Annotated in this window: 29 protein-coding genes; 28 read left to right on the top strand and 1 reads right to left on the bottom strand. The window is 35.4% G+C overall.

What is annotated here, in order from left to right:
- The first annotated feature begins 47 nt into the window (after window positions 1-47).
- The 25 genes from ACIPKN_RS04020 (at window position 48) to ACIPKN_RS03900 (ending at window position 21,003) form a co-directional block, all read left to right on the top strand.
- Window positions 48-521, top strand: coding sequence for a hypothetical protein (locus ACIPKN_RS04020; RefSeq protein WP_400933610.1), 474 nt, complete (start codon window positions 48-50; stop codon window positions 519-521).
- A 304-nt stretch (window positions 522-825) separates the two neighbouring features.
- Window positions 826-1,008: a hypothetical protein gene (locus ACIPKN_RS04015; protein WP_400933608.1), complete on the top strand. Its 183-nt coding sequence runs from the start codon at window positions 826-828 to the stop codon at window positions 1,006-1,008.
- Window positions 1,009-1,020: 12 nt separating this feature from the next.
- Window positions 1,021-1,794, top strand: coding sequence for a hypothetical protein (locus ACIPKN_RS04010; protein WP_400933606.1), 774 nt, complete (start codon window positions 1,021-1,023; stop codon window positions 1,792-1,794).
- A gap of 588 nt (window positions 1,795-2,382) precedes the next feature.
- Window positions 2,383-3,153, top strand: coding sequence for a phage terminase small subunit (terS, locus tag ACIPKN_RS04005; RefSeq protein WP_400933604.1), 771 nt, complete (start codon window positions 2,383-2,385; stop codon window positions 3,151-3,153).
- Entirely contained in the window at window positions 3,125-4,426 is a 1,302-nt protein-coding gene (locus ACIPKN_RS04000; RefSeq protein WP_400933602.1) for a PBSX family phage terminase large subunit, read from the top strand. Before terS ends, ACIPKN_RS04000 begins: the two co-directional genes overlap by 29 nt.
- Window positions 4,427-4,438: 12 nt before the next feature.
- Window positions 4,439-5,935 carry a phage portal protein gene (locus ACIPKN_RS03995; protein ID WP_400933600.1) on the top strand — a complete coding sequence of 499 codons (1,497 nt, stop codon included), beginning with the start codon at window positions 4,439-4,441 and terminating at the stop codon, window positions 5,933-5,935.
- A gap of 4 nt (window positions 5,936-5,939) precedes the next feature.
- Window positions 5,940-7,067 (top strand): phage minor capsid protein, encoded by a 1,128-nt coding sequence (locus ACIPKN_RS03990; protein ID WP_400933598.1) that lies wholly within the window; start codon window positions 5,940-5,942, stop codon window positions 7,065-7,067.
- An 83-nt stretch (window positions 7,068-7,150) separates the two neighbouring features.
- Complete coding sequence (locus ACIPKN_RS03985) at window positions 7,151-7,810, top strand: hypothetical protein (RefSeq protein WP_400933596.1); 660 nt, start codon at window positions 7,151-7,153, stop codon at window positions 7,808-7,810.
- A gap of 98 nt (window positions 7,811-7,908) precedes the next feature.
- Window positions 7,909-8,808 carry a capsid protein gene (locus ACIPKN_RS03980; protein WP_400934050.1) on the top strand — a complete coding sequence of 300 codons (900 nt, stop codon included), beginning with the start codon at window positions 7,909-7,911 and terminating at the stop codon, window positions 8,806-8,808.
- A gap of 59 nt (window positions 8,809-8,867) precedes the next feature.
- Window positions 8,868-9,191: a hypothetical protein gene (locus tag ACIPKN_RS03975; protein WP_400933594.1), complete on the top strand. Its 324-nt coding sequence runs from the start codon at window positions 8,868-8,870 to the stop codon at window positions 9,189-9,191.
- An 8-nt stretch (window positions 9,192-9,199) separates the two neighbouring features.
- A complete protein-coding gene (locus ACIPKN_RS03970; RefSeq protein ID WP_400933592.1) occupies window positions 9,200-9,595 on the top strand; it encodes a head-tail connector protein in 396 nt (131 codons plus the stop codon).
- Window positions 9,595-9,939: a putative minor capsid protein gene (locus ACIPKN_RS03965; RefSeq protein ID WP_400934049.1), complete on the top strand. Its 345-nt coding sequence runs from the start codon at window positions 9,595-9,597 to the stop codon at window positions 9,937-9,939. Before ACIPKN_RS03970 ends, ACIPKN_RS03965 begins: the two co-directional genes overlap by 1 nt.
- Complete coding sequence (locus ACIPKN_RS03960) at window positions 9,939-10,262, top strand: minor capsid protein (RefSeq protein ID WP_400933590.1); 324 nt, start codon at window positions 9,939-9,941, stop codon at window positions 10,260-10,262. The genes ACIPKN_RS03965 and ACIPKN_RS03960 overlap by 1 nt, the downstream gene beginning before the upstream one ends.
- Window positions 10,259-10,660 carry a phage tail terminator protein gene (locus tag ACIPKN_RS03955; protein WP_400933588.1) on the top strand — a complete coding sequence of 134 codons (402 nt, stop codon included), beginning with the start codon at window positions 10,259-10,261 and terminating at the stop codon, window positions 10,658-10,660. Before ACIPKN_RS03960 ends, ACIPKN_RS03955 begins: the two co-directional genes overlap by 4 nt.
- 2 nt (window positions 10,661-10,662) lie before the next feature.
- On the top strand, window positions 10,663-11,097 hold the full coding sequence (locus ACIPKN_RS03950; protein WP_400933586.1) for a phage tail tube protein: 435 nt from the start codon (window positions 10,663-10,665) through the stop codon (window positions 11,095-11,097).
- A 97-nt stretch (window positions 11,098-11,194) separates the two neighbouring features.
- Complete coding sequence (locus tag ACIPKN_RS03945; protein ID WP_400933584.1) at window positions 11,195-11,584, top strand: hypothetical protein; 390 nt, start codon at window positions 11,195-11,197, stop codon at window positions 11,582-11,584.
- A 9-nt stretch (window positions 11,585-11,593) separates the two neighbouring features.
- Window positions 11,594-12,163 carry a bacteriophage Gp15 family protein gene (locus ACIPKN_RS03940; protein ID WP_400933582.1) on the top strand — a complete coding sequence of 190 codons (570 nt, stop codon included), beginning with the start codon at window positions 11,594-11,596 and terminating at the stop codon, window positions 12,161-12,163.
- Between the two features lie 18 nt (window positions 12,164-12,181).
- Window positions 12,182-12,307: a zinc finger domain-containing protein gene (locus ACIPKN_RS03935; RefSeq protein WP_400933580.1), complete on the top strand. Its 126-nt coding sequence runs from the start codon at window positions 12,182-12,184 to the stop codon at window positions 12,305-12,307.
- Between the two features lie 56 nt (window positions 12,308-12,363).
- On the top strand, window positions 12,364-17,130 hold the full coding sequence (locus ACIPKN_RS03930) for a tape measure protein (RefSeq protein ID WP_400933578.1): 4,767 nt from the start codon (window positions 12,364-12,366) through the stop codon (window positions 17,128-17,130).
- A 13-nt stretch (window positions 17,131-17,143) separates the two neighbouring features.
- Complete coding sequence (locus tag ACIPKN_RS03925; protein ID WP_400933576.1) at window positions 17,144-18,031, top strand: phage tail family protein; 888 nt, start codon at window positions 17,144-17,146, stop codon at window positions 18,029-18,031.
- A 2-nt stretch (window positions 18,032-18,033) separates the two neighbouring features.
- Complete coding sequence (locus ACIPKN_RS03920) at window positions 18,034-19,146, top strand: siphovirus ReqiPepy6 Gp37-like family protein (RefSeq protein ID WP_400933574.1); 1,113 nt, start codon at window positions 18,034-18,036, stop codon at window positions 19,144-19,146.
- Window positions 19,146-20,006, top strand: coding sequence for a hypothetical protein (locus tag ACIPKN_RS03915; RefSeq protein WP_400933572.1), 861 nt, complete (start codon window positions 19,146-19,148; stop codon window positions 20,004-20,006). Before ACIPKN_RS03920 ends, ACIPKN_RS03915 begins: the two co-directional genes overlap by 1 nt.
- Window positions 20,006-20,566 (top strand): hypothetical protein, encoded by a 561-nt coding sequence (locus tag ACIPKN_RS03910; protein ID WP_400933570.1) that lies wholly within the window; start codon window positions 20,006-20,008, stop codon window positions 20,564-20,566. Before ACIPKN_RS03915 ends, ACIPKN_RS03910 begins: the two co-directional genes overlap by 1 nt.
- Window positions 20,567-20,584: 18 nt before the next feature.
- Window positions 20,585-20,809, top strand: coding sequence for a hypothetical protein (locus ACIPKN_RS03905; protein WP_400933568.1), 225 nt, complete (start codon window positions 20,585-20,587; stop codon window positions 20,807-20,809).
- A gap of 11 nt (window positions 20,810-20,820) precedes the next feature.
- Window positions 20,821-21,003: a hypothetical protein gene (locus ACIPKN_RS03900; RefSeq protein ID WP_142511020.1), complete on the top strand. Its 183-nt coding sequence runs from the start codon at window positions 20,821-20,823 to the stop codon at window positions 21,001-21,003.
- 61 nt (window positions 21,004-21,064) lie between these two features.
- Here the strand turns inward: ACIPKN_RS03900 and ACIPKN_RS03895 are convergent, their stop codons facing one another.
- Entirely contained in the window at window positions 21,065-21,850 is a 786-nt protein-coding gene (locus ACIPKN_RS03895) for a DUF4393 domain-containing protein (RefSeq protein WP_400933566.1), read from the bottom strand.
- Window positions 21,851-22,435: 585 nt separating this feature from the next.
- On the opposite strand from ACIPKN_RS03895, the gene ACIPKN_RS03890 reads away from it, so the two are divergent.
- The 3 genes from ACIPKN_RS03890 (at window position 22,436) to ACIPKN_RS03880 (ending at window position 24,744) form a co-directional block, all read left to right on the top strand.
- Window positions 22,436-23,422: a hypothetical protein gene (locus ACIPKN_RS03890; protein ID WP_400933564.1), complete on the top strand. Its 987-nt coding sequence runs from the start codon at window positions 22,436-22,438 to the stop codon at window positions 23,420-23,422.
- 126 nt (window positions 23,423-23,548) lie between these two features.
- Entirely contained in the window at window positions 23,549-24,001 is a 453-nt protein-coding gene (locus ACIPKN_RS03885; protein WP_400934046.1) for a phage holin family protein, read from the top strand.
- On the top strand, window positions 24,001-24,744 hold the full coding sequence (locus ACIPKN_RS03880; protein ID WP_400933562.1) for a peptidoglycan recognition protein family protein: 744 nt from the start codon (window positions 24,001-24,003) through the stop codon (window positions 24,742-24,744). The genes ACIPKN_RS03885 and ACIPKN_RS03880 overlap by 1 nt, the downstream gene beginning before the upstream one ends.
- The last annotated feature ends 42 nt before the right edge of the window (window positions 24,745-24,786 follow it).

Genomic DNA, 24,786 nt, shown 5'->3' with positions numbered 1-24,786 from the left:
AGGTTTTGTATAGGGCTTTTCGCTTATGATTGAGTGGGAGGTTAGTTATGATTAAAAATTTTAGATTATTGTATGATATAAAAAAAATAAAAAATTCATTTAGTGATGTTGTATCACAGGATATTTATGATTATCGTACTATGGAAAATTACGTTGAGGAAAATATGGATGGTTTAAATCTTGATGAATTAAAAATTATTCATGAGACTGTATCAGAAGAAAATAAAAATATTGACGCAATAAAAGGTTTTTTTATCACCGCTATTACTGCTTTACTTACTGTAATAGCTTTCGGTATAACGGCATTAGTAACTATTATAACTTCATTTGAAGGAAATGATGGGATTATTTTCGTGAAAGGAATTCTAGCTTATACATTATGTGGATTGATATTACTTTATATATTATTACTATCCTTGTATTATTTTAAGAAAAGTAAAGAATCTAAAGAGATACTTAAGTTAAAAGAAACTATCAAGATAATTATTGCTATAAAAGAATCTAAAAAAACACCTATTTAGGTGTTTTTCTTTTGCCCTGAAAAGTGAGTATCGAGCAGATTCCTCCCCTTTGACTGCTGGGCAACGGTACTTACTTTTGAGAGTGAAATAATACCTAAATCTAATGGTGATAAACAGCTGTTTAAAACATTAAGGACTTTAAGTGACGTCTTTTTATTTTGCTTTGAAAGCTGCGACAAACAGACAAAGCGAAAAGTGATGAGAGGCCAGTAATTGGTAGTTTAATTTAAGATTTAACTATTATAAAAATTATTTTGATGACATTTTAAGAAATTATACCTATAATTTTGTTAGGAGGGATATTATGGATATATATGAATTAAGAGAATTGGTTTTGAAAATAAGATCATCTAGAGATCTATCTGAAAAAGAAAAGAAGTTTCTAATTGACAGAATTACACGAGATTTAAGGTTATTAGAACAACGCCACTTAAATAGTATTTCTGTTTCTTCAGGTTCATGCAATTGCTGTGGAAAAGCACTATAATCCTAGGGAATTATGAAATATTTTGCACAGGTTTATAAGAATCCAGAGGAAATATATGATATCAAATTCGAATTAATGGATAAAAATGAGAATGATGAGCAAAGCGATAGTTTACCTAAAGAAATTAAAGAATTACATAAAAATATAGAAAAAACTTGCAATGTAATAAAAAATTTAACTTATACTTCGGATGCTGTTAAAGAAAAGTATTTTAAGAAGCTATTATCATTATCTCAAGTAGCTTTTGTTTCAGAAAAACTAAATGCATTAGAAATTGCAACAAATTCTTTGGAAGTACTGCAGGAAGAAATATTATTAGTAGAAGGTAAAAGAATAAAAAATATGTATATGGTTAAACTAGGTGTTTCCGCCTTTATATATTTAGCTATATCTTGGGTAACCTATTTTTTATTAAGGCTCATCGGCTATTCTCCAAATGAATATTTGATTTATGTTACAGTTTGGTCTGGAGCTATGATTGGTACATGGATATCTTTTGGGGCTAGAAAATTTAACATAACCCTTGAAGATTTGAGTAGTATAGAAGAAGATAAAATGAATATTATAATCAGATTACCCTATATTGGTTTGTGTTCACTTATTTTCCTATTATTTTTAAATAGCGGAATATTTAATTTAACTATAGGTAATTCGTCAATTAAAGACACTTTAGAAAATAATTTTGAGATGCAAATATTACTTGGAGTTTTAGCTGGTCTGTTAGAAAGTAAACTAGGCATTAAAATCTATGAAAAAGCAAATAATATTATTGAAGAAGTAAGATGATGAATATAGCCTTTTTATAATAAGGTATTTCCAATTTGTTTATTATAATAAGAAAGAAGTGATCGTAAAATGTTATTCAAAGAATACAGAAAAACAAGAATTGAGCGAGAAACCCATTATAACTTATTTAAAACTTTAGATGATTTATACTGCAAAAATTAGATGAATTGTTAATATATCCGTTTGATTAGACACTAATTATCAAAATGGTAGAAAGCTTTTAATTTTGTGAGAAGATCGGTTAATTAATGTAACGTTCACTGAAGATAAAGTAACTGTAAATACAAAGAAATATAATAATATTAACTACTCTTTCTATAGAGAAGATAGTATTAATCCTAATTTAGCACAACCAGGTACTTTGTCGATGAGGAAGTAATTATTTTAAATCCACTTAAAGATTTATCATCAGTAAATGCTATGAAATACTTAGAATTACCAATCAAAATATTTAAATTTCTATCAAAAAAATAAAAATTTTTAGCGGGTCATTATTAATGACTCGTTTTTATTTTGCAAGAAACTAGCATAATGTGTGATTACAAAACAAACAAACAAACAAATGATGGAGGTGGTGGTGTATGAGATATGGCTAGACCAAGGAATCCGAAACGTGATGAAGCGTTTCAAATGTGGATAGAAAGCAAAGGGCAAATGCTTTTGAAGGATATTGCTGAACAATTAGGGTTGTCCGATTCTCAAATTCGAAAGTGGAAGAACCAGGATAAATGGGATGACCAATTGAAAGGTAACGTTACTAAATCAAATGGTAACGTTACTAAACGAAGTAGAGGTGCTCCTGCAGGTAACAGCAATGCAAAGGGCCATGGTGCACCTAAGCAAAATCAGAACGCTGTTACTCACGGCTTCTTTCAAAAGTTCCTACCAGAAGAAACACTCGAAATCATGGAAGCAATGAATGAGCGTTCTCCGGCTGATTTAATATGGGATCAAATACAAATTCAGTATGCTGCAATCATTCGTGCTCAACGCATTATGCATGTTGAATCGAAAGATGAAATGATTAAGGAACTCAAAAAGCATAAGGATACCGAATGGGGAGAGGAAGTCGAATATGAATTCCAATTCGCATGGGAACGACAGGCGCAACTACTTACTGCTCAATCGAGAGCAATCGGGGAGTTGCGTTCTTCTATTCGTCAGTTTGTTGAGATGGCTGATGCTGATGATGAACGCAGATTGAAACTAGAACAGATGCAGTTGAATATCGATAAGACGAAAGCAGAAGTTAAGCAGATTTCTAACGAAAGTGAATCATCCAGTCGAACAATTATCGTTAACGATAAAGAAGAAATGAGGCGATTAATGAATGAACGTGCAAACAGTGAACGTTCTTGATTTAATGAATCCTCATTTTTATTCGTTTTGGCTTGCTGAAGAATCAAATGTCATTCTTAAAGGCGGCCGTTCATCTATGAAATCCTCAGTTATCAGCATGAAGTTAGTACTCGATTTTGTGGATGATGACATGGGCAATGTTGTAGTGCTTCGAAAGGTTGGTAAATACTTATCGACTTCTGTTTACGAACAAATCAAATGGGCCATCTACATGTTGAAACTTGAAGATGAATTTTACTTTGGTAAATCACCTTTAGTAATACGACATAAGGCAACCAACACTGCGTTTTACTTTTATGGCGTTGATGATCCGATGAAAATCAAATCAGCGAAGATTGCGAAAGGCTATGTAATGGCACTGTGGTTCGAGGAACTTGCTGAATTTGCTGGTGTTGAGGACATCGATATTGTTTCAGATACATTTATCCGTCAAGACTTGGGTGATAAGGATGTAAAGGTGTATTACTCTTACAACCCACCACGTAATCCATATGCTTGGGTAAATGAATGGACTGACAGCAAAGCGGGCGATAATGATTACCTTATTCACCATTCAACTTATATGGATGACGAGAGGGGCTTCTTATCGGCTCAGATGCTTCGGAAAATCGAGAAGTATAAAGAGAACGACATTGATTATTGGCGATGGATGTACGCTGGTGAAGTCATTGGATTAGGCGATATGGTTTACAACATGAACCACATAAAACTTATTGATGAGTTGCCTAGTGATGATGGGATTATCTTAATTGATACATCAAGCGATACAGGACACCAAGTATCAGCAACAACGCACTTGGCTTTTGGTTATACAAAGAGACGAAATGTTATTTTGCTAGATACATGGTATTACAGCCCTGAAAACAAAGTAGACAAGAAAGCCCCTAGTGATTTATCCAAGGACTTCAAAGAGTGGACGGATAAAACAAGGGATGAATATAAACGTCAATTGGATGTTCAAACAATAGATAGTGCTGAGGGTGCTTTACGTAACCAGATATATAAAGATTACGGTATTAGGCTGCATCCAGTAGCTAAAAAGAAAAAAATAGACATGATTGATAACGTCCAAGACTTATTAGCTCAAGGGCGTTTTTTCGTGCTCAATACCCCGAACAATCAAATCTTTATTGAGGAACACCGAAAGTATCAATGGGATGCTGATACATTGCAAACGGATGATCCTAAGGTTATTAAAGTCGATGACCATACATGTGATGCTTTTCAGTATTACGTCAACGATAACCTACGTAAGCTCGGACTGAAATATTAAGGTGGTGATGACATGTTCACTAAAACAATTAACTGGATGAAAGGGGTGATGGTTAAATTGGGGTTAGTACAAAAAATAAAAGATGTCTCGGATATAAAAAAGATACCGATAACAGACAAAACTTATAAAGAAATAGAAAAGTGGCAGCAAATATACAAAGGCTACTTTAGTGAATGGCACGACGTATTTTATCACACTGTTGCCAGCGGTCAACAGAAGCGTCGCATGGCATCGTTAAACATGGCTAAAGTGCTTAGTGAGGAAATGGCCAAGATAATTTTTAACGAGAAATGCGAGATTAATATTTCCGATACAGACACATCTACATTCATTCATGACGTACTCCAGGACAATAATTTCTACAAGCAATTCCAACGTTATTTAGAGTACAGCTTTGCTATGGGCGGTATGGTCGTAAAACCGTACGTTGATGATGACAAGATCAAATTGTCATACGTAAAAGCAGATTCTTTTATACCAATCTCTTGGAATAGCCAAGGTATTTACGAAGGAGTTTTTACTAATGTAACTGTTGAAGGTAAGAAAACATACACACTACTGGAATGGCACTTATGGGAAGACGATGTATATGTTATTAGGAATGAGCTTTACGTAAGTGAAAACGTTAATGAACTTGGTAAAAAGGTGCTGTTATCAACCTTATATGATGATCTTGAAGATGAGGTACCAATTGAAAATGCACGAAGAAGTTTATTTGTCTACATTTATCCGAACATTGCTAACAATATCGACTTAACCAGTCCTTTGGGTGTACCAATTTATGCAAATGCACTTGATACATTAGAGAGTCTAGATATTGCGTTTGATAGTTTTAAACGTGAATTTAAGCTTGGTAAACGACGGATTATCGTACCTGAAAACATGGTAAACACAGTTTTGGATAGAAGAAACAACACGATGCGACGTTTCTTTGATGAAAACGATGAAGTTTACGAGGCAATGGGTGGCGACATGGATGATAACAAAATTCATGACAGCACTGTAGGTTTACGAGTAACTGAGCATGTCGATGGCATTAATGCTCTGTTAAATCTCTTATCAATGCAAACGGGTTTTTCTAGCGGTACATTCACTTTTAATGGTCAATCAGTTAAAACGGCCACAGAAGTTATTAGTCAAGATAGTAAGACATTCAGAACAAAGCAGACTCATGAGGTCGTAGTTGGCGAAGCTTTAAAACAACTGGTAGAAATCATTATTGACTTAGGTGAGATGTACGAATTATTTGAACGACCGGCAGGCGGCTATGATGTAACGATTGGATTTGATGACAGCATTGCTGAAGATGCTGCAAGTGAAATGAATAAGCAAATCCAATTAGTTGGTGCTGAATTAACATCAAAAGTAAGAGCGATTATGAAGGTGCATAAAGTACCTGAAAAAGAAGCTATAAAGATATTGCGAGAAATTAGAGAGGAGAATAATAGATCTTCTCCTGAACATGATGAAATTGTGAAAGAAGTTAGTCTCTTTGGACAGAAGGAGTGATTAAATGCCAAGACCAGTCATCACTCCATATCAATTTAATCTGTACACATCACAGATTACAGACATTTATGTGGCTTTAGAGGATGAATTATTCAAACAGATTGCAAACCGTCTTAAAACGAATCCTGAGCATGATAAAGACTATGTGTTACAGTGGCAAGTTGAAAAGGTGCAGCAATTACGAATGTTCAATCTTGAGACAATTAGAGAATTGTCAATTGCTACAGGTATTGCAGCTAGTACAATCAGGCAAACAATTGAGGATGTTGGAAACAAGACAATGCAAAGTGTTGATGATGAGGTAAGTGGAAAGTATAAGCCACTACCACCACCTACAGAGTTGGATTTAGTTCTAGAAAACTATGTAAAACAAGCGTTCCTTGAGCTAGATAACTATGTTAATCAAACACTTATCACAACGACACTTGGTCAAGGCACGGTTGCTATAATGTATCGTAAAATCGTTGAGCAGACCACTGCACAGGTTTTAGCTGGCAACATGACCATAAATCAAGCTGTTGCAGATACAGTGATTAAATGGGCCAATAAAGGCATTGATACAGGATTTGTTGATAAAGGTGGCGGAGTTTGGCAGTTAGAACAATATGCTGACACAGTTATTCGAAACACTGTCAACAAGACTTACAACGAATTACGGCTATCTCGTATGGATGAATACGGCATTGATTTAGTGCTCGTTAACAGTTATGCAGACCCAAGACCAGCATGCGCAGAGATACAAGGTAATGTTTGTTCTATGAGTAATCCTTCAAGTGATCTTAAGTATCCATCAATATATGAATTTGGATATGGTGAGCCATGGGGCATAAGGGGTGTTAACTGTCGTCACATCTTATATCCGTTTATTGATGGCTTAAATACTAATAATCAAATTCAGTACGATGAAGATGAAATGAGAAAGCAATATAAGTTATCTCAACAGCAACGGTACTACGAGCGCCAAGTCCGAAAGGCAAAACGGTCACTTAACCTTGCCGAGGAACTTGGTGACGAAAAGGCGATACAAAAGTACAAGCAGTTGGTCCGTAATCGACAAACTAAAGTACGTGATTTTGTAAATGAGCATGATCTTGCTCGTAGATATGACAAAGAGCGAGTTATAAAGTCGTAGAGATACGGCTTTTTGTTTTTGTCTTTATCCGTAGACGTCATAAAGAACGGAAGGAAAAATATCCAATATTGGAGGGCTTTATTATGACGAATGAAAATCAAAAAACGGTATACCAGCTACCGTCACCAGATGCTGGGTGGAGACCTTTAGATATTCAAATGTTTGCCGGAGAAGGTGATGAACAACCTGTTGACCAAACACCTCCAGCAGATACACCGCCTATTGATAATGGTGGAGGTAAAGAATTAACACCACCTGAAAAAACATTTACGCAAGCGGAAGTCAACAATTTTGTCAAACGTGAATCAAGTAAGCAGCAAGAAAAAATGTTGAAAGAGTTAGGTATTAGTGATTTCAAGGATGCTAAAGAGGGCCTAGCTAAATTCAAAGAGTGGCAAGATTCACAGAAAACAGAGCAAGAGAGGCAAGCTGAGCGTTTAAAGGAGCTAGAAACAAATCATGGTACTTTAACAGATGAAAACTCAGTACTCAAAGCACAAATCAGCGCAATGAAAGCTGGTGTTAATGCTGATTATGTCACTGATGTTGTTACGCTCGCTAAAACGATGGTGAGTGAGGATGTGGATATGGATACAGCTATTTCAAAAGTTGTTGAAAAGTATCCTCATTTCGCACAAGTTGAAGTTGAAAAAGAAGAAACACCTAAACCTAAATTTTCAACAGGACAGCATCAAAAACAATCTACTACTGAAGCAGAAGCTTGGACATCTGCATTTAAATAACAAATAAGATATTCCAGGAGGAAATGAAAATGAAAAATGTAATTGCATCATTACCAAATTATAATGGCATGAAAATGCTGATGAATTTAAACATTCAAATGTTTGCTCAAGTAAACTATGCAACTCTCTATTCACAAGCGCTACAACAAAAATTTTCTGAAGGATTGTATTTCGCGGAGCTTTTTAACACGCCAAATAACCAAAATTTAAAATGGACGAGTGCTAAAACAATCCAAATCCCACGTATCACAGTAGGTGGTTTTGTTGACGTTGACCGTGATGTTGTAGGTTCATTCACTCGACGAGCAGACAACGATTGGGAACCAAAAACAATCGAACACGACCGCGAATTCCGTACATTAGTTGATCCGATGGATATCGATGAAACAAACATCGCTTTATCAATCGCGAACATCACTCGTGTGTTTAACGATGAGCAAAAGATTCCTGAAATGGATAAGTATATGGCTTCTAAATTATTAACAGAATACCAATCTTATAGCGGTGCTCTGGACCATACAGTATTGACTACAGAAAACATTCTGTCGGTATTCGATGATTTTATGGCTGAGATGGATGACGCAGAAGTACCGCAAATGGGCCGTATCTTATATGTGACAGCAACAGTAAACAAGTTGCTTAAGGCAGCACAAGGGTTACAACGCTCATTAGATGTCATTGCTAATAACGGTGCTGTAAAACGTAGTATTTATTCATTAGATGATGTGACAATTAAAGTTGTACCATCATCACGTATGAAAACAGCTTACAACTTTACAGACGGTGCAGTTGTTGACCCAACAGCAAAGCAAATTAATATGATTTTGGTTCATCCTTTATCAGTAATCTCGCCACAGAAATATGAGTTCGTATCACTAGATCAACCAACTGCTGCTACCGGCGGTAAATATCTGTACTTTGAACGTAAATACTGGGATGTATTTGCAATCGAAAAGAAAGTACCTGGTATCAAAATTAATACAGAAACACTTAACTAAGAGGGCTTAAACAGTCCTCTTTTCTTAAATTATATTTATAGAATTGGAGGTTTTCATACATGAGTAATGTAGTGAAAATTCGAAAGGGCAATCGTATTTTAAATGTAGAAGAAGGTCGCCTATCATCATTTTTAAATCAAGGCTACGATCAAATCGATGATAACGGAACTATCATTAAACGTGCTACTGGTGGCCGAAATGTAACTGTAGCAGAGTTAAACGAAGTAATCGCGGAAAAAGAAGCGTTAGAAAAGCAATTAGCGGAATCTGATTCTGCAGAACTTCTTAAGGAAAATAAAGCGTTTAAAACAAAGGTAACAAAGCTAGAAAAAGAACTGGAAGAATTAAAAAAGTCAGCTGATTCAAATGCAAATAGTAAGTAGGTGTTAACATGCCATATTTAACTTACGAGGAATACCAAGAGATTGGCTTTTCCGATGTAACAGCAGATGACTTTCCAAAGCTAGAACGAAAAGCGAGTGATGTGTTAGATAGCGTCACTCGTGACTTTTATCAGTTGAATGAACTAGATTCAGACTTTCCATTACGTCGAGATAAATTCAAAAAAGCTGTTGCTGCTCAAATTGATTACTTTTATGATATGGGCGCTACAAGCTCTCATGGTATCCAAGAGCCAGCGACAGTACAAATCGGACGTACAACATTATCGAATAGTGCAAAAGGCTCTACATCGACGCAAGGTACAGAAAACAGCATAGTATCCAAGGACGCTTTGATGTATTTGAGAAACACTGGGTTATTGTATAGGGGAATCGAGGTGGTTTGATGATAGTTAAACCATTACCTAAGAGTTGGCTTATACACACCATCGTTTATAAAGAAATTCTCGATGAAAAAGATGATTACGGGAATCCAATGTATAAGAAACCTATCGATATTGAATTTGTGCGTTATGATCCTACGACAGTTTTCAGTCGTGATAACACTCAAACCAAAATCGTAGCTGAAGGGGTAATATTTGTCGATGCAGTTAATAGCTCGCCATTTCCAGAATTCAAAGAGGAATCTATTATTGTTTTTGAAGGTAGAGAGCTCGTTTTAAAGAAAATTGTGCCTTGCTATCATCCTAATAAAAATAAAATACATCACTACGAATTGGAAGTGATATAGTGCGAATACGTGTTAAACAAGAGCTTGATGGTATACCAGTAAAGTTAAGTAGTATGACTAAACAAGGACAAATAGCATTGGTCAATCAAGTTCACGCAGACTCAAATATCTATGCCCCTAAACTATCCAGTGACTTACGTAATCAATCGACAATCGCTGTCGATGGTAAGTCTATTATTTGGCACGGTCCATATGCACGTAAACAGTATTTTAATTACGGTGCTAAATTTACAACGCCTGGCACTGGTCCTAAATGGGATGTAAAAGCGCAAGCTATACATGGTGCTAGTTGGGTGAAAATCACAAAGGCGGCGATGAAGTGAAAGAACTAGATTTTTTAGTACAGTTGAATCGCTATATTAATTCACTTGGATTATTTGCAAGAAGTGAAATAGGAGTCTTAAAGGCGACTGAAAGCATTGCACTTATGGCAATGCCTGGAGGTGCAGAAACTGTATACTTTGATGGAACTAGAGATAAAGATTATCAAGTTCAAATTAATGCTAAGGGTAAGAAACAGGATAACTGTATCAATTCTTTAAGCGCACTATTTCAAAAGCTTGAAAATATAAATGATTTACCGTCTGATAACGGTAGCTACGACTACCAACAAATAAAAATAACTTCATTGCCCTCACTCATCATGGTTGATGAGCAGGGCTTTTTTATGTACGAACTATCAATCAGTGCAACAATAACAATTCATAAAGGAGTGGTATAGCTATGTCACGTCAAAAGAATGCCTTAACTAAATATTTCGTTGGTCCTTGGACGGATGAAAAAAGCACAGCAGCACTACAATTAGCGAAATGGATTAAATCGGTATCGGATGATTCGGATGAATCAACTGAGGATACTGCTTTTTATGATGGTGATGGCACACCGGAAAGTGACGTTGTTTCCATAAAAAAATCATACTCATTCGAAGGAATGTATGATGAAGAAGATCCAGCAATGAAATATATCGCATCCTTAGAGCTTGAAGTAGGCGAAGGTCGTAAGATTGCCTTTAAACAAGAGCGTACTAATGGTGATATCTTAGAAGGTCGCGCTACTGTGACTGAAATTAAAGTTACTGGTGGAGAAGCGTCTGAATACGCTACATTTAGCTGTAAAATCGGTTGGGATTCTAAACCGAAAGTGACACCTAAACCCTAGTGAGCCCCCAGTAGATGGGGGAGAACCAGAAACAGAAGAACCAAGAGAAACAGAGGGCGAGTAACCGTCCTCTTTTAAATTAAAAGGAGTGGGATAAATGGCAATTAAGATTCAAACACGTGAAGTTGGTATTCCAGTAGAACTCGGAGAACTTAAATTTACTTTTGATACATCTGACGAATCAATTAAAAACTTTTATGAAGTTGGACAAAAAACTTTAACAGAAATGAAGAATGTGAAAGAAGATGATCTAGATGCAGCGAAAGAAATCCTCGAAAAAGGCTATGATCTCATGTTAGGTAAAGGTGCATTTAAACAAATATACAAACAAACGTCATCATTAATTGAAGTAACAAAGTATTTTGTTCAACTTGCAGAAGGTATTCAAGAAGAATTATCTAGTTTAGGTAAAGGATTATCTCAACAAGATAAAGCCCAAGAATATCTACGTCGTAAAAACAAACCTAAAAACAAAAATAAAAAGTAGGTCGTTGCTATGTTTAAATTGACTGACGCATTGGTTACTGAAGTCGAAATAAACGGTCGTATGTACAATTTAGACATGTCATTTGATAACATTTTGAGCCTTATTGACATGTTAAGCGATAAAGAACTTGATGATGCAATGCAGATAATTGTAGGACTCGAGATGCTAATAGTTGAACCTTTAGAATGCGCAATTGAAGATAAAGCAGAAATCTTTTTTGAGTTATACGAAACCTTGATCGATGTAGCTAAAGAGGATGATGTTGAGTACGACATTGAGGGAAATCCAATGCCTGTACAGCAAAAAGAAAAGGAAGTGGACATTTACGACATTGCACAGGATGCAGAGTATATTTACGCTTCTTTTATGCAAGATTACGGCATGGATCTATTTGAGCAACAAGGTATTTTGCATTGGGATAAATTTAGAGCACTTCTTGCTGGATTACGCGAAGATACGAAGTTTAAAAAGGTGCTTGAAATTCGACAAATGCCATTACCAACTGGAAAAGGCTCAAGTGAGCAACGAAAACAGGTTGAAGAATTGAAGAAAGCATACGCATTGAAGCCTAGTGAATAGGCTTCTTTTTTATGCGAGGTGAATAAATTGAAAGATTTGAAGGTAGTTCGTTGTAAAAAATGTAATAGGCTACTAGGTAAAGTAAAGGGTGAAGCAGAGATAAAGTGTAGCCGCTGTCACACCACTAATACCTTTAAACAATAAGAGAGCCATTGAGCCCCGAATATGTTTGGAAATTTAAAACATAAAGGGGTGGTGTAATGGCTGGTGATGGCCGCGTAGTAATAGATGTCATATTAGATGACGGTAAAGTAACTAAAGGTGTAGCGAACGTAGGGAATAAAATAGATGGTGTCGGCAGTAGTGCATACAAAGCAACATTAGGTTTAGGTAGGATGATTACAGCATTAGGGCTAATAGCAGCTACTAGAAAAGGTATTGAAATGGTAACTAGCGCTATTGGTGGTGCTGTAGCTCGTGTCGATACATTAAATGGTTTCCCGGTTGTTATGGAGCGTATGGGCTTTAGTAGCGAACAAGCTAAAGCAAGTATCGATAAATTATCAAATGGTATACAAGGGTTGCCAACGACGTTAGATGGCATTGTTAAGAGTGCGCAAAATATCGCTCTTATGACAGGAGACTTAAATGTTGCTACAGAAACAGCGCTTGCACTTAACAATGCTTTTTTAGCATCCGGATCAAGTTCGGCGGATGCTGAACGTGGTCTAGTGCAATATGTACAAATGCTGTCAAAAGGCAAAGTTGACATGGTTTCGTGGCAAACATTACAAGAAACAATGGGCTTTGCGCTTAATAAGACCGCTGAGGCGTTTGGTTTCACCGGGAAGGCAGCACAACGAGATTTATATACCGCACTACAAAAAGGTAAAATTACATTTGAAGATTTTAATACAAAATTAATTGAGTTGAACAATGGTGTAGGCGGCTTTGCTGAAATCGCACAGGCTGGTAGTGCTGGTATCGCAACATCTTTCACGAATATGAAAACCGCTGTTGTACGTGGTACAGCAAACATTATACAAGCGATTCAGGATGTATTAGCTAAAACACCACTACAATCAATCGAAAATATTTTAGGTTTGATAGGTAAGGCTTTTAGTGATTTTTTAAATTCAATAGCAGCCGGAATACCGACGGCGGCTAACACGATAATGAACCTGTACAACGCGCTCGAATCATGGCTACCGTTGATGTCATCAATTGTCATCGGGGTAGGAACTGTTTTCACAGCTTTCCTTACTTACAATTCTATCATAGCAATCATTGATGCAGTTAAAAAATCACAATTAGGTTTGGCTGCAGTTATGATGATGAATCCTTGGGCGCTAGCTGCAGCTGCGGCAATAGCAGCTGTAGTTTTAATAATTAAATATTGGGAGCCTATAACCCAATTCTTTTCAGACATATGGGCAAAATCATTAGCTGTTTTCAATAACGCATTAACTGCTATTCAATCATTCGCTACGGCGATGTCCGAAACAGTATCGAAAATAGCGACAACACTGAGTACTAGTTTGGGCACTGCGTGGTCAAGCGTATCCAATGGGTTTACTGCGGCAATAAACGGGTTGTTAACTGGGCTATCTAGCCTTAAAGAAAAATTAAGTATTGTCACAGATATTATAAATGTTGAACAAGCTCTAAACTTACTTAAAACGGCCGCAATGGCAGTTTTATCGTCGGTATTAATGTTGATGGGACCGTGGGGCATATTTGCTAGTATTCTATTAAAAGTTTTTACTCACACAACATTACTGCAAGATACTTTTAAGATGCTCAAAGGCGAGATGACATTCGATGAGGTCGCTAGCAACTTCACTACTTCAATTAGCAACATTATTAGTAATATAGCCGAACTAGCAACTCGTTTAATTCCGTTAGGCGCTGAAATGATTGTTAATTTAATTAATGGTGTAAGCAATAATATTGGGAATTTATCGTCTGCATTCGCTGAGATTCTTCCAGTTATTATTAACACGCTAGTTACGATCATTCCTCAACTGCTACTCTTAGCAGCTGATATTGTTACAAAATTAGCAGAAGGACTAACAACCAGCTTACCTATTATGGTAGAGGCAATAGTTAGTTTAATAGAATTAGTTACAACAACTATAGGAACACTTTTACCTCAACTTGTTGAAGTCGGAATATCTTTGCTAACAACTATTATTAATGGCATCGTTACAGCATTACCGATGTTAATTGAAGTCGTTGTGCAATTGCTAGATACAATAATAAATAATCTAACAACAATGTTGCCCATGTTGATAGATACTGGATTAACAATCGTTGAAACATTGTTAAACGGCATATTAACTGCATTGCCATTAGTTATTGAAAGTGCTCTAAACATCATTATGTCACTTGTTGATGCCTTAATTACAGCATTACCTCAATTAATTCAAGTGGGTCTATTAGTACTAAATACATTGATTGAAGGTATTATTGGAGCATTACCAACGATAATTGAGGCAGCATTGACTATTATTATTGCTCTAGTAGGAGCATTAATTTTACTTTTACCTCAAATTATCGAGGCTGGTATTAAAATTATCATGGCTTTAGTTCAAGGCTTAATAAAAGCTATACCAGCACTTATAGAAGCAGCATTAACTTTAATTATGTCGTTAGTAGAAGCACTTATTAAATTACTACCTCAATTAATTGATGCTGGAATAAAAATCGTTGAAGCTCTTGTAAAAGGACTTATACAAGTATTGCCACAACTCATTGAGGCTGGTATTACTCTTATTACCGAATTATCAAAAGCTATGCTTAAATTGCAACCACAATTATTAGCAGCAGGCGTCAAATTGATTGTAGCTCTTACAAAAGGGGTCTTATCCATCCTAGGGCAACTGTTGTCAGCAGGTGGTCAATTAATCCTTGGGTTGTTAGGTAAAATACTTAGCTTTACTGGTCAATTGTTATCCTCTGGTGCCACTCTAATAGGCAAATTAGTTTTTGGAATTTTATCTTTAATAGGTAATGTTATAGGTGCAGGAGCAACACTTATCACAGGTCTTATTGATAAGATTTTGAGCTTTGTTAGTAATATATTAACTGTTGGTAAAGACCTAGTTGGTTCATTAATAGACGGTATAGTCAGCAAAGTCACTGATATGATTAATGTCGGTAAAGATTTAGTGAACGGTTTAATAGAAGGTATTTTAGGTATGGCCGGAAATGCTATTGAGGCAATTACAGGTGTTGTAGATGGCGTCGTTAATAAGGCTAAATCGCTCCTTGGTATTCATTCTCCTTCCCGTGTTTTTAAACAAATCGGTATCTGGACTATAGAAGGTATGGAAATTGGGATGGAAGAGCGCAAAGCTAGTATTAAACAAGTTATGACCGACATAACAAATAGCTTGTTAGGTATCACCAACCATTATCAAAGCGAAAATAAGAAACTTACTCAAAAAGCTAATTCTGAAATTGCTCTAATTGAAAAACGATCTAAAGAAGACATTGATAAAATTTATCGTAATGCTTATGCGAAAAAGCGTAAAACCACTAAAGATGAAAATTTAAAAATCCAACGAATCCAAGAGGATGCCGCGAAAAAGATTGCTGAAATTGAGAAAAAATCTAAAAAAGAATCACATGATTTACTTACAAAAGAGCAGCAAGACAAACTCAAAGAAATCAAATTATTTATTGAAGATAAGAAATCTTTAAATGAACTGTCATTAGTTGAAGAGATTAAGATTTGGGAAAAAGCACTAGATCATTTTGACATGTATTCCAAGGAACGAGTTGAGGCACAAAAGGCACTTAAAAAGGCTATGGAGGACCTTAATAAAGAAAACCTTGAAAAAATTAAACAATATGTATCAGATAAGAAATCCTTAGATCAATTATCTTTAATCGAAGAAGAGAAAATTTGGGAAGAATCAATAAACCTTTTTGAGGAAGGGTCGAAAGAGCGCATTGAAGCTCAAAGAAACCACCAAAAAGCCGTCGAGGCAGTGAATAAAGAGATCACATCCATCAATAAAGAATATCTAGACCAAATGAAGAAAATCGATGATGACTACATCAAAGAAGCACAACGACTCAATAAAGAGTATGAGGATGCTTATAACAAGCGTGTATCTACTCTCATGGGGTTTGCAAGCACTTTCGATGCATTCAAAGTTGAACTCGATCGCACAGGCTATGAATTGATGGAGAATTTGCAATCACAAGTGGATGGCATTAAAGATTGGCAAGATCAATTTGCTAAGTTGTCAGAGCGTGGTATTGATGCAGATTTATTAAAAGAGCTTTCTGATTTAGGAGTTAAAGCATTACCAGAGCTTGCGGCATTAAATAGCATGACGGATGATCAACTATCTAGATACAGTGATTTATATAAAGAAAAATCACAACTAGCTAGAGAGCAAGCTGAAAAAGAGTTATCTGGTATGCGAAAAGATACTGACCAAAAGCTTTTAGAATTACGACAAACAGCAGACACTCAATTAAGTAAATTGCAAACTGAATGGGACTTGAAGATTAAAAATCTAGTACGTACAACTGATTCAGAGCTAGCTACTTTAAAACAAGTTGGTATTAACGCTGGTCAAGGCCTCTTGGATGGACTAGCGAGTATGGAAAGTGACTTAATTAACAAGGCTCAAGATATTGCAAATGCAATTAAAGACACAATGCAATCAGCTTTAGACATTCATTCTCCTTCACGTTGGATGCGCGACTTTATCGTTGGTAATTTGGCTAAAGGTTTTGATGTCGGTGTAGATAAGCATAAAAACCTTATCACAAAAGCTTCTGGACGTTTTGGTGAAATGATTAAGCCAGATATAGTTAATAAACTAAGAGGTGTTAAAGCTAACTTGGGAACATTAGGAACATCATTGCAAAGCGTAGCAAATACAAATAAAACTATAACTTATGATCATTCCCGAAAAGTAGAAAATAAAATCAATATGCAGCAAACTGGTAACGACCGATCTGATTTAGAACGTCTATTACGTAGACTAGAATTTGAAATGGGTTGATTGGAATGATGACATGATTACAAAACTAAAAATAACTAATAGTAGAGGCGGCGAATTTGAATTCGGCCGTCTCTTTCGTTTGACAAACGGTCTTGATCTAAGTGGTTTAATGGCGAAAGTAAACTTTTCAAATAACTCAAAGGCTGGCTCTAAATATCAAAACACGAAATTAGAAAATAGAGAGTTCGACATCGAATTTAAAATGATACGCCAAAACGCTGACGAAGTGCAGATGGATAGCAACCGTGCAAATATGTACAGAGTTTTTAATCCAGAGTTAAACCCGATGCGTGTAGATTTAGAACTTAGCGACGGCAAGCAATATTATTTAATGGCTAATCTACAAAGTACTCCAGTAATGCCACCTGACCATGCAAACAACAACAGAGCATGGCAAAAAGCGTTATTACAATTCATAGCTACTGACCCTTATATCTATGAAAAAGATGCACGACAGGTTGATATAGCAAAATGGGTTGGAGCTTTTAAATTTCCGTTAAAAATTCCACAGGGAGTTGGTATTAAAATGGGTAAACGATCAAACAGTTTAATCGTGAATGTATTCAACGAAGGGCAAAATAAAACAGGTATGTTAATACGTTTCAAAGCGTTAGCAACTGTAGTAAGACCAGCAATTATCAATGTAGACACTTTCGAAGAATTGAGACTCAACTACACAATGACTCAAGGTGATGTAATTGAAGTAACGACTCACGATGGTAATAAAACTATCACTCTATTAAAAGATAATGTAAAAACCAATATTTTTAATGCTATTGATTTAAATAGTCATTTCCTACAAATCGAACCAGGTGACAACCTATTCAGATATGAAGCTGATACAGGAGTAGATAATCTAGAAATGAAACTAACATATCGTGCTAAATCGGTGGGTGTATAATCATGTATTTAAATATTTTTGATGTGAATTTTAATCGATTGGGGATCATCGATGATGATAATGATATAGATTTAACACTAAAATATCACGATCATAGCATTTTAATAGCGACCATAGACGCAAACAAAGATAATGTTGCTCATTTTTTTACAAATGAAATTAGAATCCTTACGAAATCAACAGACTCAAGGCGCGGTTATATAGTCGAAAGTGCTGAATTTAAAGATGAAAATAAAACAGAAATATTAATCATGGCAAAGTCTTTAAGTATCATGATGAGTTGGAGGATTATTGAGTGGCAACAAATTTATAAAGGTAGCATCGAGGATGTTTTAAAGAGCTTCGTTAATGCCAACGCCATTAATCCTACACAGATAAATAGAAAAATACCAAACCTTGTTTTAGGTCCTAATACTGGTATCGACATAATCACAGAAGAAGCATACAACAACAAAATGCTCGACGAGTCCCTATGGGAAATGTGTATTAAACATGACGTGTCATTTGAAATATTAATGAATCACACAACTAAAAAGTATGAATTTGTCGTCTATCAAGGCGCAGACAGATCTACGGAGCAAACGGTTAATCCTCATATTATTTTTTCGAAGGCGTTTGATAACGTTAATACACAGTCTTATATCGATGATATGAGTAACTATAAAAGCACTGCTTATGTTGCTGGAGAAGGCGAAGGTGATGATCGTACTGTTTTAAGGCTAAATGATAACTTTAAAGGTTTTGAGCGTAGAGAAATATTTTTCGATGCTCGTGATCTACAGTCTAATTATAAAAATGAAAATGATGAGGAAGTAACCCTATCACCTAAGGAATATGAAAAGGTTTTAACAGAGCGCGGACTCAATAGGTTGTCTGAGTATCCACGTATACAGACTTTCAAAAGTGATAATGATTCAGATTCACAATTCGTTTTCGGTAAAGATTATTTCTTAGGTGATAAAACAACATCTCGTAACGATGAAGTAGGTTTAGTGATGCACTCACGAGTAGTAGTTGTAAAAGAAAACTACAATGAAAATGGTTACTCATCTCAAACAGAATTCGGTACAGCTGTACCAACGATTATAGATAAAATTAAGAAGGTGATTAAGTAATGGCTGTACGTAGTGGTTTTTTTAACGATGTAAATGATGACCGAGTTTATGATGAAAAAGACTTTGCGGAGTTCTTCGCAGCATTTATCGGAAATGGTGTTTTTCCTAACCCTTCAAATGGATTACAAGTGTATGCAAATAGCAATATGACCACAGTTGTAAAGGCTGGTAAAGGGTGGATTAACGGCTATTTCGTAGTAAATGACAGTGACTTTATCATTGCCCATGACAGAGCTGACGGTGCCTTGAAACGCATCGACAGAATTGTATTGCGAAAAAGTGTTGCTGATCGTGATATTCAAATTGTGCTTAAAAAAGGTACTTTCGCTACCAATCCTGTAGCACCAACAGTTGTAAGAGATGCAGATTTTTACGAGTTGGTGTTAGCTGATGTCCTAATCAGCGCTGGTACTACTCAAATCATCCAAGGGAATATTACTGACCAACGATTGAACAAAAACTTATGTGGAATCGTTCATGCCGTTGTAGATCAAGTAGACACTACAACAATCTTTAACCAATACCAATCATGGTTTAACAAGTTTAGCGTTACAAAAGCCGATGAGTTTACAGCATGGCAAACTGATGTGACTACAGCTTTAGAAGCTTGGATTGATGGACAAGAGGCTGATTTTGAAGCATGGATGAATAAAGAGCAAGGATTATTCATCGCTTGGTTTGAAACCATAAGAGGCATTCTAAACGAAGATGCAGCAGGGAATTTATATAACATGATTGAGGACCATGAGAATGCTCGTCTACCACATATTACAACAGATGATACTACCAAGAAAAAGTATAGAACTGGTTTGGTGATAGATAACGGAAAACTATTCTTTGAATACGAGGAGGTAAAATAATGGCGGATAGAATACAAGTAGCGATGGAGCCAACATCGCAATCTATACTTAAACAATCGCAAAATATTTTTACAGATACTCAGGACATGAAACCTAGGATACAAACCACTCAAAGTAATGTTAACTCAATAAATGCCAGAACAGCTACTATGGACAGCAACATTGGTACTCCAACTGACTCGGCATCTAATGGGACGAGTGGAAGCTTACATCGTAAGATGAACTGGTTAATGTCTAATGGCCGCACTAAGCCAGTGTTAAAAGTGGCTGGTCGAAGCGCGAACTACGCTAGCGGTGGTTTAACTAATCAAAGAGGTACTATATATCCCTACGATGGCGATGCTACCGTGTATTTGGATGTGTATGGGAGTGGGCGATTACTATATCTTATAGGGAGCGAGAGTCATTATGCTGTTTATGTTAAGGTCGACGGTAAATCGTTCATGATGGGATATGAAGGGGTTTTTGACATACCATTTTCCAACAGATTGAGAATAGAATATGGCGGGAGTTACGAAGGATATGCGCCAGTATTAATTTATTATGAACTAAACCAATAATTGAGAGGAGGCTATATTGTGACTATCTTACGCGAATATGAAGAGAATGGATATAAAATAACTGAATACACGAATGATGGTGAGACAGTATCAGCTAGAATTAAAGAACAGATATTGACAGATGAAGATGTTTTTCCATTAGAACCAGTTGAAGTACAACCAAAGCCTACCTTAGAAGAAATGCAAGCACAAACGCTATTGAATACAGAAGTATTAATTGCAATGAAAAATATTGGAGTGTAGGGGGAACAAACATGAACATTGTTTATCGTGCTGCTGAGTTATTAATCACTAGTCCAGGATGTAATTACGATGTGATGGCAACAAATTTAAGTTTACTTATGTTAAATAAGCAAGTTAGCCAAGATGAGTATTCGAAGTTATGTACCTTAATGAACGAACAGCAAAATAAAGTATCGAATGAAACGCAAGCATAAGCTTAGCGTTATTTTTATTGTCAAAAAGAGCAAGCGGAATTAATCCGATTGCTCTTAACTATTAAGATTTTATACAAGCATTGTAAAATTGCGTTCCAAACCTAGTACTCTGAGCATACGACCTAATAATTTGAGGTTGCCCAATGAATTCGGCTAGTTGAAGTGCATCTTGAACAACAGAGTGATTTTCAATCTCTGAATATACGTTAACATCAGTTAAACTTCCGTTAGAATATAATTTTATTAATCCTAAACGATTCAAATTTTCTAAGTAAGAATGTATTTTTTCAGGATTCGTACAATCCGCTCTAAAAGAAACATCAGAGAAATTTTCCATTACAGGTGAGTGAGAAGAACCGTGATTTGCAACAACATGCAAGGTTGGGAAATGTTGACCTTTTATATATTTTAGAATTTTGGCTTCATCAGTATTTAGCTGCCTTATGATTTCTACGTAAGAGGGATGGGCTCCATCTGATGTCCTAGAATTCATAGCTGAAGCTAGTAAATTCGTAAACATATCTCTTAATTCTTCTTTGTCTCCTGCAAAACGCATGGATTCTATCGTAGGGCCTGCTATTGAAATATCAGGTGTGATGATATCATCCGGTGATACATCCTTTAATTTTTCTTCCAACGTTGTTTGCAAGTAATCAGCAATCTTTTCATAGCCCCAAATTAATGCAGAAACGGGAGCTAAAGCTACATGAATAAGTTTAGAAACAGTGTGTAACCCTTTGCCAATTTCTTGGGTAGCAGGTTGCAATAAATCTTGATAAATTGGGACGGATTCAGCTAGTGCAGTTGCAGCTTCAATAGTTTCTTTTATTTTATTTGGATTATCCAATAGTATCACCTCCTTTTTATTAATATTACTAAATGTTGGGAATGTTGTTAATGATTAATCGTACTTGGTTGTTTGTTGTGATTTATGATATTTCTTTAATGCTACTAATTGGGGTAAGTTTATGGTTATCAAAAAGTATTTTGCCGTTACTGGCGTTAATATTTTTGCTTAGATATAAAGAACAGAAGATTTAAAATCCGAAGCGTTTGGGAATTCGCCTTCCACAAAAACATCTGTGGAGGGCTTTTATTATGCAGGAAAGGGTGAGACACATGCAAAACATCCCATTAAGAATCATTGTTGATGAATTTAATCTACTAGGAGAAGTCGATCGATATCATCAGCTCAAATAGGTATCTCACGGTCAGATATTGGAGAATTAGAGTTACGAATTAACCGATACTTACAGCATGCTGTAATGATAAGCCAACATTTATCAGCAAAATAAGACTGAAATAAATGCATTCAAATACCAATTGAGGAAATAATCAGTGATTTAGTAATATTTCGGATTCTCCATTATGGAAGGTTATGAGATAATATAATAGTATGTATGTAAAATAATATATTTTTGGAGTGAATCTGTTGGGTAGTAAAATATTGGAATACGTTGTACCTACTATAATTCTATCATTTATTACTTTTATTGCGACTTTGATGATGAGCTATTTTTCAGGAATTAATTCTGTTGTAAGTATAGGGACTGCAACTTCTTTTGAAAACAATAAATATGTAGTACCTATTAATATTCAATCCTATAATACAGTCATTAAAGACTTACAAATAGTTTTGGATACTACAGTTACTAAAAATCAAATTAAAACAAACATGCCAGTTGATATTAAAATAATTGATAATCATTTAAGTAATTCTAATGGAACTACTCTTGAAATTTCTCAAATTTCAAAAGATCAGTTTATAAATTTATTAATTATTACTGATAAAAAGTTAAATAAAGATGAGGTTAAGATATATCCAAATGAAAATAAGATTGATATATTTTACGGTTCTATGGACATGGATCCTATAGGAAAACTAGTGAAGAACACTATTATAACTTCAATAATATATGCAGCATTTTTTTTCGTAATGACATACATTACCGATGTTAGAAGTAAGAAAAGGATTACAAAATATAAGGAAGAAAGGGATGAAAAAATAGCTGAATTTAAAGATGAAGCTACTAAACTGTCGAGTCAACTTAATTTTGAAATAAAACGTAATAATGATGCAATAAAGCGTAATAAAGATGAAATGGAAAAGATGGAGAAGGAAAAAGAAAAACTAAATAAGGAATCCATAATATACAAAGAGAATAATTTAAAAAAGCAAATTCTTTTGCAAGCCAAATTAAATGATTATAGTAAAGAGTTGAATTTTTGGAGAAATACAATTAGAAAAATGCTTTACACTAATTCAAATAAAACAAATATTAGTGAAGAGATATTTGATATAGTCTCCAAATCATTAAAAACATATCAAACAAATGAAAGAACAAATCACGATTTTGAGGCCTTAAAAGTATTATCAAAGATGATAAAAGATATTGAAGATAGTGATAAGTTGAACTAATAAACTAATGAGTTAAAAGATTTACTTTATTGCATTAATTGTAGGAAACACACAATACAGTGATATGCCTTCCACATTGTGGAGGGCTTTTATTTTACAGAAATAAGGAGTGACATTATGGGAGGAATGGATTTGGATTACTTAGAAGTAGCGCATTTATATTTATTTGGTGGGGTGAAATTCCTACACCTGTTGTTATTGTTAATGGGATTAGACATTTTAACAGGGATTTTTAAAGCTATAAAAAATGGTAACCTGTGGAGTCGGAAATCACTATTTGGCTACGCTCGTAAGTTATTAGTTTTAATCGTTATAATCACAGCAAATATAATCGATCAGGTACTGTCGTTAAATGGGACTCTTACATTTGCAACAGTACTTTTTTATATAGCAAATGAGGCTTTAAGTATCACTGAAAATATGGCTCAACTAGAGGTACTTATACCGAAGCAATTGGCAGAAAAGTTAAAGGTCATTGAGTCTCAGTCAGAAGAACATTTCACAAATGAAATGCTAAATGAACTAACAGGGAAAGACGTTGATAAAGAATTGAAAAATAAAAAGGATGGTGAACAATAATGGTTGTAACTCGTAAAAAATTAGTACCCGATGTACAAGCAAACAAGGTTACTTATGGTAAAGGAAATGCTAAAAAATACATCGTTGTCCATGAAACAGATAATACGCGAACAGGAGCCGATGCAGACGCGCACGCTAGATTACAATATAACGGTAATAGCCGTTCAGCTTCTTGGCACTACACTGTGGATGACAAAGAAGCCGTACAATCTTTTGAACATGCTTGGAGATGTTGGGCTGCAGGAAGCACAACAGGCAACAACCAAGGGATACAGGTAGAGGTTTGCGTTAATAGTGATGGTAACTATCAAAAAGCAATGCTGAACGCTGCGGAATTAGTAGCTAAAATCATGAAGGATGAAAATATTCCAATTAGTAATGTTGTTCAGCACAATCATTTTAGTGGTAAGAACTGTCCTAGTCAAATGCGTGCTGGAAAAGTAAGTTGGTCACAATTTATTACAATGATTAAAGTATCAAGTGGCAATACAACACAACAGAAGCCTTCCACAGATACTAATAGATATCGTGTCTTAACAGGTACTTATGCTACAAAACAAGTTGCTGAAAATGTCTTAGATGTATTAAAACATCGTTTTGGTTGGGTGGCTTACATTGAGCCAGATGAAGCTAAATGGCGTGTTAAAACAGGAACTTTTACAGGAATGGATGCTGTACAAGCTGGGGCAAATAAAATTAAAACAGCTAAATTAGCACAAGTAACAAATATAGTAGCTGAATAATATTAAAGACCAAGATAGCTTAATTGCCGTCTTGGTCTTTGT

This window comes from Lysinibacillus sp. NPDC086135, from assembly GCF_044746345.1.
Taxonomy (GTDB): domain Bacteria; phylum Bacillota; class Bacilli; order Bacillales_A; family Planococcaceae; genus Lysinibacillus.
The sequence above is the reverse complement of the archived record's forward strand: the minus strand, read 5'-3'. Positions and strand labels throughout refer to the sequence as shown.

Coding starts and splice junctions, on each gene's coding strand:
- ACIPKN_RS03930 (WP_400933578.1), top strand. CDS start 12,364: ATGGCTGGTGATGGCCGCGTAGTAATAGATGTCATATTAGATGACGGT.
- ACIPKN_RS03950 (WP_400933586.1), top strand. CDS start 10,663: ATGTCACGTCAAAAGAATGCCTTAACTAAATATTTCGTTGGTCCTTGG.
- ACIPKN_RS04020 (WP_400933610.1), top strand. CDS start 48: ATGATTAAAAATTTTAGATTATTGTATGATATAAAAAAAATAAAAAAT.
- ACIPKN_RS04015 (WP_400933608.1), top strand. CDS start 826: ATGGATATATATGAATTAAGAGAATTGGTTTTGAAAATAAGATCATCT.
- terS (WP_400933604.1), top strand. CDS start 2,383: ATGGCTAGACCAAGGAATCCGAAACGTGATGAAGCGTTTCAAATGTGG.
- ACIPKN_RS03900 (WP_142511020.1), top strand. CDS start 20,821: ATGAACATTGTTTATCGTGCTGCTGAGTTATTAATCACTAGTCCAGGA.
- ACIPKN_RS03880 (WP_400933562.1), top strand. CDS start 24,001: ATGGTTGTAACTCGTAAAAAATTAGTACCCGATGTACAAGCAAACAAG.
- ACIPKN_RS03920 (WP_400933574.1), top strand. CDS start 18,034: ATGTATTTAAATATTTTTGATGTGAATTTTAATCGATTGGGGATCATC.
- ACIPKN_RS03885 (WP_400934046.1), top strand. CDS start 23,549: ATGGATTTGGATTACTTAGAAGTAGCGCATTTATATTTATTTGGTGGG.
- ACIPKN_RS04010 (WP_400933606.1), top strand. CDS start 1,021: ATGAAATATTTTGCACAGGTTTATAAGAATCCAGAGGAAATATATGAT.
- ACIPKN_RS03970 (WP_400933592.1), top strand. CDS start 9,200: ATGCCATATTTAACTTACGAGGAATACCAAGAGATTGGCTTTTCCGAT.
- ACIPKN_RS03980 (WP_400934050.1), top strand. CDS start 7,909: ATGTTTGCTCAAGTAAACTATGCAACTCTCTATTCACAAGCGCTACAA.
- ACIPKN_RS03975 (WP_400933594.1), top strand. CDS start 8,868: ATGAGTAATGTAGTGAAAATTCGAAAGGGCAATCGTATTTTAAATGTA.
- ACIPKN_RS03965 (WP_400934049.1), top strand. CDS start 9,595: ATGATAGTTAAACCATTACCTAAGAGTTGGCTTATACACACCATCGTT.
- ACIPKN_RS03985 (WP_400933596.1), top strand. CDS start 7,151: ATGACGAATGAAAATCAAAAAACGGTATACCAGCTACCGTCACCAGAT.
- ACIPKN_RS03945 (WP_400933584.1), top strand. CDS start 11,195: ATGGCAATTAAGATTCAAACACGTGAAGTTGGTATTCCAGTAGAACTC.
- ACIPKN_RS03940 (WP_400933582.1), top strand. CDS start 11,594: ATGTTTAAATTGACTGACGCATTGGTTACTGAAGTCGAAATAAACGGT.
- ACIPKN_RS03995 (WP_400933600.1), top strand. CDS start 4,439: ATGTTCACTAAAACAATTAACTGGATGAAAGGGGTGATGGTTAAATTG.
- ACIPKN_RS03990 (WP_400933598.1), top strand. CDS start 5,940: ATGCCAAGACCAGTCATCACTCCATATCAATTTAATCTGTACACATCA.
- ACIPKN_RS03915 (WP_400933572.1), top strand. CDS start 19,146: ATGGCTGTACGTAGTGGTTTTTTTAACGATGTAAATGATGACCGAGTT.
- ACIPKN_RS03910 (WP_400933570.1), top strand. CDS start 20,006: ATGGCGGATAGAATACAAGTAGCGATGGAGCCAACATCGCAATCTATA.
- ACIPKN_RS04000 (WP_400933602.1), top strand. CDS start 3,125: ATGAACGTGCAAACAGTGAACGTTCTTGATTTAATGAATCCTCATTTT.
- ACIPKN_RS03925 (WP_400933576.1), top strand. CDS start 17,144: ATGATTACAAAACTAAAAATAACTAATAGTAGAGGCGGCGAATTTGAA.